A 13,584-nucleotide genomic window follows, 5' to 3' on the forward strand; every position below is an offset into this window, starting at 1 on the left:
CGAAATTAATCAATAACATGGGTTGAGACAAGAATAATAATCAGGCGCGAGGTTGCCCATGCCATCTGCCGATTTTCTCTACGACTATGTTGTGGTCGGTGCTGGTCCTGCTGGATGTCTTCTGGCCAATCGTTTGTCTGCTGATCCGACCTGCCGTGTTTTGTTGCTTGAGGCGGGAGGCAAAGACAACTATCCCTGGATCCACATTCCAGTGGGCTATCTGTATTGCATTGGTAACCCCCGTACCGATTGGTGCTTCAAGACCGAAGCCCAGCCAGGCTTGCAAGGTCGGGCCTTGGGCTATCCCAGGGGCAAGGTGCTGGGCGGCTGTTCCTCGATCAACGGCATGATCTACATGCGTGGGCAGGCGAGTGACTACGATCGCTGGGCTGAGCAAGGCAATGCCGGATGGGCGTGGAAAGATGTGTTACCGCTGTTCAAGGCCAGCGAAAAGCACTTTGCCGGTGCCAGTGAAGTGCATGGTGATGAAGGCGAGTGGCGCGTCGAGCAGCAGCGTTATTCCTGGCCGATTCTGGATGCCTTTCGTGAGGCGGCGGCGCAGAGTGGCATTGAGAGCGTGGCCGACTTCAACGGTGGCGATAACCAGGGTTGTGGATACTTTCAGGTTAACCAACGTTCCGGTGTGCGCTGGAACTCCGCCAAGGCCTTTTTACGTCCCGTACTGGCTCGCCCCAATCTGACTGTATTGACTGACGTATTGGTCGATCAGGTGGTTCTCGACGCAGGTCGCGCCTCTGCGGTAAAAGCGCGCTGGCGCGGCGAGTGGCAGCACTTCAATGCCCGTCGCGAGATCATCCTGTGTGCAGGGTCAGTGGGTTCTCCCGGCATTCTGCAACGTTCAGGCATCGGCCCGCGGGCTTTGCTTGAGAGCCTGGGGATAACTGTTCGTCATGAATTGTCGGGCGTGGGTGGCAACCTGCAGGACCACCTGCAACTGCGCCTGATCTATCAGGTCGATGGCGCACGCACGCTCAACCAGGTCGCTAATAGTGCCTGGGGCAAGCTGGGTATGGGCGTGCGCTACCTGTACGACCGCAGCGGACCGCTAGCCATGGCACCGAGCCAGTTGGGAGCATTTGTACGCTCTGGGCCGGAACAAGCCTCCGCCAACCTTCAATACCATGTTCAACCGCTGTCACTTGAGCGCTTTGGCGAGCCGTTGCATCAGTTTCCAGCGTTCACGGCTTCGGTCTGCAATCTACGCCCGTCCAGCCGTGGACGTATCGATATCCGCTCGGCCAACCCGGACGATGCGCCGCTGATCGATCCTAATTACCTGAGTGACCCTGAGGATCTGCGGGTTGCCGCCCAGGCCATACGCATCACTCGCAAGATCGTCCAGGCCCCTGCCCTGGCTGCGTTCAATCCTCGTGAGTACCTACCTGGGGCCGATTTGCACAGCGAAGAGCAACTACATGAAGCTGCCGGACGAATTGGCACCACCATTTTTCATCCGGCGGGTACCTGCCGGATGGGTAACGGTGCATTGGATGTGGTCGACGAGCAATTACGCGTGCACGGCGTACCGGGGCTGCGTATCGCTGACGCCTCGATCATGCCGCAGATTGTGTCCGGCAATACCTGTTCGCCCACCTTGATGATCGCTGAAAAAGCGGCGCAATTGATTACACGGGGGAAGTTATCCACAACGCGGATCGACGAAGAAAACGCAATACCGACGCCCTGACCCAAGGGTGCGTAGCAATAACGACGCGGGCCGCGGTCTGCCTGCGTCGACAGTGGAACAACAAGAATAATCACTGGGGCCTTGAGGCCGAGGACAGCAACGATGTCGGATTACATTCAGGAGCAGGGCGCCGCAACGGTCAGCAATAGTCGCCGTGAAGAGCGCAAGATCATTTTCGCGTCATCCCTCGGGACGGTTTTTGAGTGGTATGACTTTTTTCTCTATGGGGCACTGGCCGCGGTCATCAGCAAGCAGTTCTTCGCCGGGGTGAACGATACCACTGCCTTTATCTTCGCTTTGATGGCCTTTGCTGCGGGCTTTTTGGTCCGACCATTCGGGGCGCTGGTGTTCGGTCGCCTGGGTGACATGATTGGGCGCAAGTACACCTTTCTGGTAACCATCGTACTGATGGGACTGTCCACTTTTGCAGTAGGCCTGTTACCGACGTACGCCAGCATTGGTATCGCCGCACCGATCATCCTGGTGATTCTGCGGATGCTTCAAGGCCTGGCCCTGGGCGGTGAGTATGGCGGTGCGGCGACTTATGTAGCCGAGCATGCGCCACCCGGAAAGCGTGGTTTCCATACCGGCTTCATCCAGTCCACAGCGACACTTGGTTTGTTGTTGTCGCTGCTGGTTGTGTTGGGTAGTCGATATATCAGCGGCGACCAGTTTGAAGTTTGGGGATGGCGCCTGCCGTTTCTGTTGTCGATCGTGTTGTTGGCGATCTCAACCTGGATCCGCATGAGCATGCATGAGTCGCCGGCTTTCGTGAAAATGAAGGCACAAGGCAAAACCAGCAAGGCACCGATTCGTGAGTCCTTTGGTTCCTGGGCAAACCTCAAGGTCGTTCTCACTGCATTGTTCAGTATCAACGCCGGGCAAGCGGTGACCTTCTACACCGCACAGTTCTATGTCCTGTTCTTCCTTACCCAGATGTTGAAGATGGACCCGGCGCAGGCCAATACATTGCTGATCATCAGTGTGGTCATCGGCGCACCGTTCTTTGTATTTTTCGGCTGGCTATCGGACCGCATCGGGCGTAAGCCTATCCTGATGCTCGGCCTGCTTTTGGCGACTGTGCTGTACTTCCCACTGTTCAAAGCCCTGAGTCACTACGCCAACCCGCAGATTGATATGGCCAGCCGCCAGGCACCTATTGTGGTCATGGCCGACCCGCAAAGCTGCACGTTCCAATTCGACCCGGTAGGTAAGGCTCGATTCGATAGCCCGTGCGACAAGGTGAAGACATTCCTGGTCAAACAAGGCCTGCCGTACAGTTCGGAATCTGTCGCTGCCGGTAGCGAAGTGGTTGTTACCGTGGGTGACCAGCGCATCGATGGCTTCGATGAAGTGGCGTTGCGAGCTGCGATCGACAAGGCGGGTTATCCGGCCAAGGCAGACCCAGCGAACGTGAACGAAACGATGGTAGTGGCGCTTATCGTAGCGATGATTCTGATTGCCACTATGACCTATGGTCCTTTGGCAGCGGTGATGGTCGAACTGTTCCCGACGCGCATCCGCTACACCTCGATGTCCCTGCCCTATCACATCGGCAATGGTTGGTTCGGCGGCTTCCTGCCTACCGTATCGTTTGCGTTGGTGGTGTATACCGGAGATATCTTCTACGGCCTGTGGTACCCGGTACTGATCACGGGTATCAGCCTGGTGGTCGGGTTGTTCTGCCTGAAAGAAACCCGAGATGTGGACATCGATAAGGTCTGACGTTCCACGGGCATAAAAAACCGGCTAAGCGCCGGTTTTTTTATGCCAAGGAAAAACTTATGCACGATTTTCAAAAAACAGTCATACACGCAAATAAGTAATTAAATTAATGACTTAGCAATGTTTTTAGCGAAAGATCCAAATACTGTACACAAGTTATCCACAGATCGTCAGGCAATGCTCTGGGCCGCATCAGGCGCCGCTGTAGGCAATGATCCCATTGCCCGTTGAGTCTGTTCGTTCCAGGCCGCCGCCCGGTCGTTCAGCTCGGCAATGGCACGGGGACCGGTACCCTCAGCGTACATAGGGGCCCCAATCACTACCTCGATAGTACCGGCGCGCTTGTTCCATCCCTGCTTTGGCCAGAACTTGCCAGCATTGTGAGCGATAGGCAGAACAGGCAGGCCGGCGTTCACTGCCAAGGCGGTACCACCACGGGAGAACTTGCCGATCTGGCCGAATGGCACACGGGTACCTTCCGGGAAAATCAGTACCCAAACACCGTCCTTGAGCAATTTGTCGCCTTCGCTGGCAACCTGCCGCAGTGCAGCCTTGGGGTTGTCACGGTCAATGGCGATGGGGCGCAACATAGCCATGGCCCAGCCGAAAAACGGCACGTAGAGCAGCTCACGCTTGAGCACCTGGCTCAACGGTGAAAAATAGGCAGACAGGAAGAAGGTTTCCCAGGTGCTCTGGTGATTGGAAAGGATCACACAAGGTTGTTTGGGGATGTTTTCAGCCCCGCTGACCTTGACCTTGATGTTCAGAAAAACCCGTGCCAGGACCAAGGCGAAACGGCACCAGTAGACATTGATGAAGCGATAACGAGCGCTGAATGGTAGAAACGGCGCGATAAAAAAGCTCAGGGTGCACCACAGCAAAGAGCTGGTACCCAGCAGCAGGTAAAAAAGAAAAATTCTGATCGCCTGCAGGATCGACATAGCGGCATGTACCGTTGCGGGCTTGCCCGCCTAGTAAAAGTGCGCCTGGGTTGTAGGCGTACTATTTGTGGATAAGTTCTCTGGAGATGGCTGCCAGATCATCGAAAATCAATGTTCCTTGCGGAATTCCCTTGCTCAGGGTCTTCTCACCTTTTCCGGTTTTTACCAGAATCGGTTGAGCATCGACGGTCAATGCGGCTTCCAGGTCACCCTTACTGTCACCAACAAACCATACGCCAGCCAGATCAACCTGGTAATGCGCGGCGATGGTTTGCAGCATGCCCGGCTGTGGCTTGCGGCAATCGCAGCCTTCATCCGGGCCGTGAGGGCAATAGACGATGAGGCCAACCTCGCCCCCCTGCTCCGCCACTAGCATGCGCAGGCGCGCATGCATGGCCTCCAGGGTTGCCAGGTCGTAGTAACCGCGAGCGATGCCGGACTGGTTGGTGGCAACTGCCACCGTCCAGCCGGCCTTGCTCAACTGCGCGATGGCCTCGATCGAACCCGGGATCGGTATCCACTCGTCCAGCGACTTGATGTAGGCGTCGGAGTCCTGGTTGATTACTCCGTCCCGATCGAGAATCAGCAGCTTCAAAACTTACCCCAGCAGCGAAATGTCGGCTACGCCCAGAAACAGACCGCGCAGGCGGCTGAGCAAGGCATAACGGTTGGCTCGTACATTGGCATCATCGGCGTTGACCATCACGGCCTCGAAGAAGGCATCGACCGGTTCACGCAGAGCTGCCAGACGTGCCAGCGATTCACTGTACTGACGCGCAGCGGCCATGGGTTGCACAGCCTGATCAGCTTGCTGGATCGCCGAGTACAGAGAGAACTCATTGGCATTGTCGAAGTACTTCGGCTCGACCGTAGTGGCCACAGCACCTTCGGCCTTGCTCAACAGGTTCGAAACACGCTTGTTCACGGCGGCCAGGGCAGCGGCTTCCGGCAATTGACGGAAAGCCTGTACAGCCTGCACGCGCTGGTCGAAGTCCAGAGCTGAACCCGGCTTGAGCGCACGTACCGACAGGTAAGTGGCCACATCGATGCCTTCGTCTTCATAACGAGCACGCAGACGGTCGAAGACAAACTCCAGTACCTGCTCAGCCAGGCCTGCAGCTTTGACCTTGGCGCCGAACTGGGTCACGGCGAAACTCACCGCTTCGCTCAGGTCCAGGTCCAGTTGCTTGTCGATCAGGATGCGCAGTACACCCAGCGCTGCACGACGCAGCGCATAAGGGTCTTTGCTGCCGGTCGGGAGCATGCCGATACCGAAGATACCGACCAGAGTGTCGAGCTTGTCCGCGATGGCCACAGCCGCACCGGTCAAGGTCGTCGGCAATTCAGCGCCGGCACCGCGCGGCATGTACTGCTCATTGAGGGCCAGGGCGACATCTTGCGGCTCGCCATCATTGAGGGCGTAGTAATAGCCGGCAACGCCCTGCATTTCAGGGAATTCGCCGACCATTTCGGAGGCCAGGTCGCACTTGGACAACAAGCCGGCACGGGATGCGCGCTGGGCGTCACCGCCAATACGGGGGGCGATGAACGCGGCCAGTTTGGCAACACGCTCGGCCTTGTCGAAGACGCTGCCCAATTGAGCCTGGAACACCACATTCTTCAGGCGTTCGTTGAAGCTTTCCAGAGGCTGCTTCTTGTCCTGCTTGAAGAAGAACTCGGCGTCGGTCAGGCGTGGGCGTACAACCTTCTCGTTACCTTCGATGATCTGCTTCGGATCGCGGCTTTCGACGTTGGCCACGGTAATGAAGCGCGGCAGCAGTTTGCCGTCCACGTCCAGCAGGCAGAAGTATTTCTGGTTGTCCTGCATGGTGGTGATCAGGGCTTCCTGCGGTACTTCAAGGAAGCGCTCCTCAAACGAGCAAACCAGCGGCACCGGCCATTCGACCAGTGCAGTCACCTCGTCGAGCAGGGCCGGTGGCACGATCGCGGTGCCTTCCTGCTGCAGGGCGAGCTCAGCGGTACGCTTGCTGATGATTTCACGGCGCTCGGCGAAGTCGGCCAGCACGTAGGCTTTGCGCAGGTCTTCGAGATAGTTCGCCGGGGCGCTGATGCGCACGTCTTCCGGGTGGTGGAAGCGGTGGCCACGAGAGTCACGGCCAGCTTTCTGGGCGAGGATAGTGCAGTCGATGACGTTGTCGCCCAGGAGCATTACCAGCCATTGGGTCGGACGCACGAACTCTTCCTTGCGAGCACCCCAGCGCATGCGCTTGGGGATTGGCAGGTCGTTCAGCGAATCTTCGACGATGGTTGGCAGTAGGCTGGCGGTAGCCTTGCCCGGAATATGCTGGGAGAAGCGTAGCTTCGGGCCGCTCTGATCGATTTCCGCCAGGTCTACGCCGCACTTCTTGGCGAAGCCGAGGGCTGCCTGGGTCGGATTGCCTTCAGCATCGAACGCCGCCTGGCGGGGAGGCCCGTCGACATTGATGCTGCGATCTGGCTGCTGGGTATCCAGCTGGCGAATCAGCACGGCCAGACGACGCGGCGCGGCGTAGACCTTTTTGTCGGTGTAGTTCAAGCCAGCAGCCTGCAGGCCTTTTTCGATACCGGCAAGAAAAGCGTCGGCCAGGGCGCTCAGGGCTTTTGGCGGCAGTTCTTCGGTGCCCAGTTCAACCAGGAAATCTTGAGCACTCATTGTGCAGCCTCCAACTTGGCCAATGCTTCATCACGCAATTCAGGGGTCGCCATCGGGAAGCCCAGCTTGGCACGCGCTTGCAGGTAGCTTTGAGCCACAGCTCGGGCCAGTGTGCGTACACGCAGGATGTACTGCTGGCGCGCGGTTACCGAGATGGCGCGGCGAGCGTCGAGCAGGTTGAAAGTGTGCGAGGCCTTGAGGACCATTTCATAGGTCGGCAGTGGCAGTTCCAGTTCGATCAGGCGATTGGCTTCGCTTTCATAGAAGTCGAACAGTTCGAACAGCTTCTCGACGTTGGCGTGCTCAAAGTTGTAGGTCGACTGTTCCACTTCGTTTTGGTGGAACACATCGCCGTAGGTAACCTTGCCGAACGGACCATCGGTCCAGACCAGGTCGTAGACCGAGTCGACGCCCTGCAGGTACATAGCCAGACGCTCAAGGCCATAGGTGATTTCACCCGTGACCGGCATGCACTCGATGCCACCTACTTGCTGGAAGTAGGTGAACTGGGTGACTTCCATGCCGTTGAGCCAGATTTCCCAGCCCAGACCCCAGGCGCCAAGCGTCGGCGATTCCCAGTTGTCTTCGACGAAACGGATGTCATGTACCAGCGGGTCGAGGCCGATGGCCTTCAACGAGCCCAGGTACAGTTCCTGGAAGTTCGCCGGGTTTGGCTTGAGCACCACCTGGAATTGGTAGTAGTGCTGCAGGCGGTTGGGGTTTTCACCATAGCGGCCGTCAGCAGGGCGGCGGCTTGGTTGTACGTAGGCGGCGTTCCAGATTTCCGGGCCGACGGCGCGCAGAAACGTGGCGGTATGGAAAGTGCCGGCGCCCACTTCCATATCGTAGGGCTGAAGCACCACACAACCTTGCTCGGCCCAGTAGTTCTGCAGGGCGAGGATCAAGTCTTGGAAGGTACGCACTGCTGGCGTAGGCTGGCTCACGAAATTCACCTGTTTCTAGGGCTGCGAATATAAAGAGCGGGAGTATAACCCGATTCGCTTGAGCCTCTACCCTTGGAGCCTTATGCCACGTTGCTTTTGGTGTACCGACGATCCGCTTTACCAGGCTTATCACGATCAGGAGTGGGGTACGCCGCAGCGCGATCCACGCCAATTGTTCGAGATGTTGCTGCTTGAAGGCTTTCAGGCCGGGCTGTCCTGGATCACTGTGTTGAAGAAGCGTGAACGCTACCGTGAGGTACTGTTTGGCTTTGATCCTGAGCGCCTGGTGCGAATGACCGACGAAGAAATCGAGGAGCGAATGCTCGATCCCGGCATTATTCGCAATCGGCTGAAACTCAACGCTGCGCGACGCAACGCCAAGGCCTGGCTGGCCGTGGAGAACCCTGCTGATTGGCTTTGGTCGTTTGTCGGCGGTGAGCCGAAAATCAATCACTTCAGCCAGCGCAGCGACGTCCCGGCGGTTACCGATGAAGCCAAGGCCATGAGCAAGGCATTGCAGAAAGCCGGGTTCACTTTCGTGGGACCGACTATTTGCTATGCCTTTATGCAGGCCACCGGGATGGTCATGGATCACACCACCGATTGCGATCGCTACGCCGCTCTGTTGCGCTGAGGAGTACAATGGCCGGCTTGCAGAAAGAGGAACCAGCCTGTGGATAAGTTCAAGGGCGCCTTGATGGTCGGGGCGTTGCGATTGTTTGCCAAGCTCCCGTGGGGCGCAGTACAGCGGATCGGCGCCGCCATCGGCTGGATCATGTGGAAGGTGCCGAACAGTTCGCGCGAAGTGGTAAGAATCAACCTGGCCAAGTGTTTTCCGGAGATGGACCCGGTAGCACGTGAGCAATTGGTGGGTCGCACCTTGATGGACATTGGCAAGTCCTTTACGGAAAGTGCCTGCGCCTGGATCTGGCCGGCCCAGCGTTCGCTGGAACTGGTCCGCGAAGTTGAAGGCCTGGATGTTTTGCACGCCGCGCTGGCCTCAGGCAAGGGGGTCGTCGGCATCACCAGTCACCTGGGAAACTGGGAAGTGCTCAATCACTTCTATTGCAACCAGTGCAAACCGATCATTTTCTATCGTCCGCCCAAGCTCAAGGCGGTTGACGATTTGCTCCGTGAACAACGTGTACAACTGGGTAACCGCGTGGCGGCGTCTACCAAGGAAGGCATCCTGAGCATCATCAAGGAAGTGCGTAAAGGCGGTCAGGTCGGCATCCCGGCAGACCCGGAGCCAGCCGAATCTGCAGGTATTTTCGTGCCGTTTTTCGCCACCAAGGCGTTGACCAGCAAATTTGTGCCGAACATGTTGGCGGGCGGCAAAGCCGTGGGGGTATTCCTGCATGCCCTGCGCTTGCCCGATGGCTCAGGCTTCAAAGTCATCTTGGAAGCAGCGCCGCAAGCCATGTACAGCGAAGACACCGAAACGTCGGTGGCGGCAATGAGCCAGGTGGTAGAGCGTTATGTGCGAGCTTATCCAAGCCAGTACATGTGGAGCATGAAACGCTTCAAGAAGCGTCCACCTGGTGAAGCGCGCTGGTACTGAGTCCCCTGCCCGCGCCAGCCTGGGCTTGCTAGCTTTTGGGGAGCTGGGCATTTTCCTTGTCCAGCTTCCTCAGGAACACCGTCATCTCTTTCTCGGCCTGCTTGTCGCCGTGGGCCTTGGCCGCGTCGAGCCCCTGCTCCCAGGCCTGGCGTGCTGCGGCATTGTCACCTTGCAGCCGATGTGCCTTACCCAGCAGTTTCCACGCTGCTGAATACTTGGGATCAAATTCCACACAGCGCTGCAGGTGCACTGCAGCCTCGGCGCCATTGCCCTCATCCAGCCAGGCCTTGCCGAGGCCGAAGCGCAGCAGTGCGTTATCCACACCCTTGGCAAGCATCTTTTCCAGTGATTCGCGCATCAGGACTTCCTCTTAGAAGAAGCTCAACCCTACATGGAATAGCTTCTCGACGTCACGGATGTACTTTTTATCCACAACGAAGAGGATCACATGGTCGCCTGCTTCAATGACCGTGTCGTCGTGGGCTATCAGTACTTCCTCATCGCGAATGATCGCACCGATGGTCGTGCCGGGCGGCAGGGCGATATCTTCGATGGCTTTGCCAATCACCTTGCTCGACTTCGAATCGCCGTGAGCAATTGCTTCGATCGCCTCCGCCGCACCGCGGCGCAGCGAGTGCACGCTGACGATATCGCCGCGGCGCACGTGAGCGAGCAATGTACCAATGGTGGCCAGCTGTGGACTGATCGCAATGTCGATATCACCACCCTGGACCAGGTCGACATAGGCCGGGTTGTTGATGATGGTCATCACCTTGCGTGCGCCCAGGCGCTTGGCCAGCAGCGAGGACATGATATTGGCCTCGTCATCGTTGGTCAGGGCCAGGAAGATATCGGCTTCGGCGATGTTCTCTTCCAGCATCAAGTCGCGGTCCGAGGCGCTGCCCTGCAACACCACGGTGCTGTCCAGGGTATCGGAGAGGTACCGGCAACGCGCGGGGTTCATCTCGATGATCTTGACCTGATAGCGGCTTTCGATGGCTTCGGCCAGGCGTTCACCAATCTGCCCGCCGCCGGCGATGACGACGCGCTTGTTGCTTTCATCGATTTGCCGCAATTCACCCATCACCGCGCGGATGTGGGCCTTGGCTGCAATGAAGAACACTTCGTCGTCGGCTTCAATAACCGTGTCGCCCTGGGGCAGGATCGGTCGGTCGCGGCGAAAGATCGCGGCGACGCGGGTATCTACATTGGGCATGTGTTCACGGATCTGGCGCAGTTGCTGACCGACCAGCGGCCCGCCGTAGTACGCCTTCACGGCAACCAACTGGGCTTTGCCTTCGGCGAAGTCGATTACCTGCAGCGCGCCTGGATGTTCGATCAGCCGCTTGATGTAGTGAGTGACTACCTGCTCGGGGCTGATCAGTACATCGACCGGAATAGCATCATTGTCGAACAGACCGGCGCGTGTCAGGTAGGCCGACTCACGCACTCGGGCAATTTTGGTAGGCGTGTGGAAAAAGGTGTAGGCGACTTGGCAGGCGACCATGTTGGTCTCGTCGCTGTTGGTCACCGCCACCAGCATGTCGGCGTCATCGGCACCGGCCTGACGCAGTACGGTAGGGAACGAGGCGCGGCCCTGGACGGTACGGATGTCCAGACGGTCGCCGAGATCGCGCAAGCGGTCGCCGTCAGTATCGACCACGGTAATATCGTTGGCTTCGCTGGCCAAGTGTTCAGCCAACGTACCGCCGACTTGCCCTGCACCCAGGATGATGATTTTCATCCGCTCTTCCCTTCTCTTGTTATCCGCGTGCGGCGGCGATTTTGATCAGCTTGGCATAGTAGAAGCCATCGTGTCCGCCTTCCTGGGCCAGCAACTGACGGCCATGCGTTTGGCGCAGGCCAGCTTGGGTTGCAAGGTCCAGCTCGCGGGCGCCCGGCGTGCGATTGAGGAACGCCTCGATGACTTCGGTATTCTCGGTCGGCAGGGTCGAACAGGTGGCATACAGCAGGATGCCGCCGACTTCGAGCGTTGGCCACAAGGCATCGAGCAACTCGCCCTGCAAGGCAGCCAGCGCCTGGATATCCTCGGCTTGCCGGGTCATCTTGATGTCTGGGTGGCGGCGAATGACCCCTGTTGCCGAGCAAGGCGCATCGAGAAGGATGCGTTGGAAGCCCTTGCCATCCCACCAACTGGCAGTATCGCGGGCATCACAGGCAATCAACTGGGCTTCCAGGCCGAGGCGATCGAGGTTTTCCCGGACTCGGGTCAGACGCTTGGCCTCAAGGTCGATAGCGACCACCGAGTCCAGCTTTTCTTCAGCTTCGAGCAGGTGGCAGGTCTTGCCTCCCGGTGCGCAGCAGGCGTCGAGAACGCGCTGGCCGGGAGCCAGATCGAGCAGGTCTGCTGCCAGTTGCGCAGCTTCGTCCTGAACGCTGATCCAGCCCTGGTCAAAACCCGGCAGTCCGCGTACATCGCAGGCCTGAGCCAGAACAATACCGTCGCCGCTGTACTGGCAGGCGCTGGCTTCCAGACCGGCCTGGTGCAGCAGCTCAAGGTACGCCTCGCGACTGTGATGACGGCGGTTGACCCGCAGGATCATCGGCGGATGAGCGTTGTTGGCGGCGCAGATTGCTTCCCATTGTTGCGGCCAGAATGCCTTCAATGACTTCTGTAGCCAACGGGGATGGGCCGTGCGCACCACCGGATCGCGTTCGAGTTCGGCAAGAATTTCACTGCTCTCGCGTTGCGCACGGCGCAGTACTGCATTGAGCAGCGCCTTGGCCCAGGGCTTTTTCAGCTTGTCGGCACAGCCAACGGTTTCGCCAATGGCCGCATGGGCAGGCACGCGAGTGTAGAGCAATTGATACAAGCCCACCAACAGCAGGGCCTCGACATCGGCATCGGCACTTTTGAAGGGTTTTTGCAGCAGCCGTTCAGCTAGCGCAGAGAGTCGCGGTTGCCAGCGTGCGGTGCCAAATGCCAGGTCCTGGGTCAGGCCGCGATCACGTACTTCCACCTTGTCCAGTTGTGTAGGCAGTGAGCTGTTCAGGGAGGCTTTGCCGCTGATAACTGCCGCCAGGGCGCGGGCGGCTGCCAGACGTGGATTCATTGACCGAGCACCGTACCGATGGCGAACTTCTCGCGACGGCTATTGAACAGGTCGCTGAAATTCAGCGCCTTGCCGCCGGGCAATTGCAGTCGGGTCAAGCACAGCGCCTGTTCGCCGCAGGCTACGATAAGGCCATCTTTGCTGGCCGCGAGGATTTCGCCCGGCTTTCCGCTATCTGTGGATAAGTTGGCCACCAGTACTTTCACAGCCTCACCGTTCAGACTGCTGTGGCAGATCGGCCAGGGATTGAAGGCACGAATCAGACGCTCCAGCTCGACGGCCGGACGGGTCCAGTCCAGACGGGCTTCGTCTTTATTCAGCTTGTGGGCATACGTGGCCAGGCTGTCGTCCTGAATTTCACCTTCCAAAGTGCCTGCCGCCAGCCCGGCAATCGCTTCGAGCACGGCGGATGGGCCCATCTGGGCAAGGCGATCGTGCAGGCTGCCGCCGGTGTCATTGGCACTGATGGGGGTGGTGACCTTGAGCAACATCGGGCCTGTATCCAGACCGGCCTCCATGCGCATTACCGTCACGCCGCTTTCGCTGTCACCGGCTTCGATTGCTCTCTGGATGGGTGCCGCACCACGCCAGCGTGGCAGAAGCGAAGCGTGGCTGTTGATACAGCCAAGACGTGGGATATCCAATACCGCCTGCGGCAGGATCAAGCCATAAGCGACCACCACCAACAAATCGGGCGCAAGCGCAGCGAGCTCGGCTTGAGCATCGGCGTTGCGCAGTGTTGGCGGTTGCAGGACCTGGATGCCGTTATCCACAGCCAGTTGCTTGACTGCGCTGGGCATCAGTTTTTGCCCACGGCCGGCCGGCCGATCCGGCTGGGTGTAGACGGCCACTACTTCATAGGGGCTGTCGATCAGGGCCTTGAGGTGTTCGGCGGCAAACTCTGGGGTGCCTGCAAAGACAATGCGCATGGAGTTCTCGCTTAAAAAGAAAAAGGCTTGCCGGAGCAAGCCTTTGGAA

Annotated in this window: 12 protein-coding genes; 4 read left to right on the plus strand and 8 right to left on the minus strand. The window is 58.5% G+C overall.

Annotation, left to right across the window (positions count from 1 at the left end):
• The first annotated feature begins 58 nt into the window (after positions 1-58).
• On the plus strand, positions 59-1,708 hold the full coding sequence (locus tag D3Z90_RS00060) for a GMC family oxidoreductase (protein WP_136473833.1): 1,650 nt from the start codon (positions 59-61) through the stop codon (positions 1,706-1,708).
• 102 nt (positions 1,709-1,810) lie between these two features.
• Positions 1,811-3,433 carry an MFS transporter gene (locus D3Z90_RS00065; RefSeq protein WP_136473834.1) on the plus strand — a complete coding sequence of 541 codons (1,623 nt, stop codon included), beginning with the start codon at positions 1,811-1,813 and terminating at the stop codon, positions 3,431-3,433.
• A gap of 170 nt (positions 3,434-3,603) precedes the next feature.
• On the opposite strand, the gene D3Z90_RS00070 is transcribed toward D3Z90_RS00065, so the two are convergent.
• The 4 genes from D3Z90_RS00070 to glyQ form a co-directional block, all read right to left on the minus strand.
• Positions 3,604-4,374, minus strand: a complete 771-nt coding sequence (locus D3Z90_RS00070) for a 1-acyl-sn-glycerol-3-phosphate acyltransferase (protein WP_136473835.1) — start codon at positions 4,372-4,374, stop codon at positions 3,604-3,606.
• 61 nt (positions 4,375-4,435) lie between these two features.
• A complete protein-coding gene (gene gmhB / locus D3Z90_RS00075) occupies positions 4,436-4,969 on the minus strand; it encodes a D-glycero-beta-D-manno-heptose 1,7-bisphosphate 7-phosphatase (protein ID WP_136473836.1) in 534 nt (177 codons plus the stop codon).
• Positions 4,970-4,972: 3 nt separating this feature from the next.
• On the minus strand, positions 4,973-7,027 hold the full coding sequence (gene glyS / locus D3Z90_RS00080; RefSeq protein WP_136473837.1) for a glycine--tRNA ligase subunit beta: 2,055 nt from the start codon (positions 7,025-7,027) through the stop codon (positions 4,973-4,975).
• On the minus strand, positions 7,024-7,971 hold the full coding sequence (gene glyQ / locus D3Z90_RS00085; protein WP_136473838.1) for a glycine--tRNA ligase subunit alpha: 948 nt from the start codon (positions 7,969-7,971) through the stop codon (positions 7,024-7,026). The genes glyS and glyQ overlap by 4 nt, the downstream gene beginning before the upstream one ends.
• Before the next feature lie 82 nt (positions 7,972-8,053).
• Here glyQ and D3Z90_RS00090 point away from each other — a divergent pair, with 82 nt between their 5' ends.
• Positions 8,054-8,605 (plus strand): DNA-3-methyladenine glycosylase I, encoded by a 552-nt coding sequence (locus D3Z90_RS00090; protein WP_136473839.1) that lies wholly within the window; start codon positions 8,054-8,056, stop codon positions 8,603-8,605.
• 39 nt (positions 8,606-8,644) lie between these two features.
• The gene (locus D3Z90_RS00095; protein WP_136473840.1) at positions 8,645-9,532 is read left to right on the plus strand and encodes a lysophospholipid acyltransferase; all 888 of its coding nucleotides are present in this window, start codon (positions 8,645-8,647) and stop codon (positions 9,530-9,532) included.
• Positions 9,533-9,560: 28 nt separating this feature from the next.
• On the opposite strand, the gene D3Z90_RS00100 is transcribed toward D3Z90_RS00095, so the two are convergent.
• From D3Z90_RS00100 to fmt, 4 genes are read right to left on the minus strand one after another with little or no spacing between them, the layout of a single operon-like run.
• A complete protein-coding gene (locus D3Z90_RS00100) occupies positions 9,561-9,893 on the minus strand; it encodes a tetratricopeptide repeat protein (RefSeq protein WP_168198500.1) in 333 nt (110 codons plus the stop codon).
• Between the two features lie 9 nt (positions 9,894-9,902).
• Positions 9,903-11,276 carry a Trk system potassium transporter TrkA gene (gene trkA, locus D3Z90_RS00105; RefSeq protein WP_136473842.1) on the minus strand — a complete coding sequence of 458 codons (1,374 nt, stop codon included), beginning with the start codon at positions 11,274-11,276 and terminating at the stop codon, positions 9,903-9,905.
• Between the two features lie 19 nt (positions 11,277-11,295).
• Positions 11,296-12,606 (minus strand): 16S rRNA (cytosine(967)-C(5))-methyltransferase RsmB, encoded by a 1,311-nt coding sequence (gene rsmB, locus D3Z90_RS00110; protein WP_136473843.1) that lies wholly within the window; start codon positions 12,604-12,606, stop codon positions 11,296-11,298.
• Positions 12,603-13,535 carry a methionyl-tRNA formyltransferase gene (gene fmt, locus D3Z90_RS00115; RefSeq protein WP_136473844.1) on the minus strand — a complete coding sequence of 311 codons (933 nt, stop codon included), beginning with the start codon at positions 13,533-13,535 and terminating at the stop codon, positions 12,603-12,605. The genes rsmB and fmt overlap by 4 nt, the downstream gene beginning before the upstream one ends.
• Between the last annotated feature and the right edge of the window lie 49 nt (positions 13,536-13,584).

The sequence above is a fragment of the Pseudomonas sp. DG56-2 genome (genome assembly GCF_004803755.1).
Classification (GTDB): Bacteria; Pseudomonadota; Gammaproteobacteria; order Pseudomonadales; family Pseudomonadaceae; genus Aquipseudomonas; species Aquipseudomonas auratipiscis.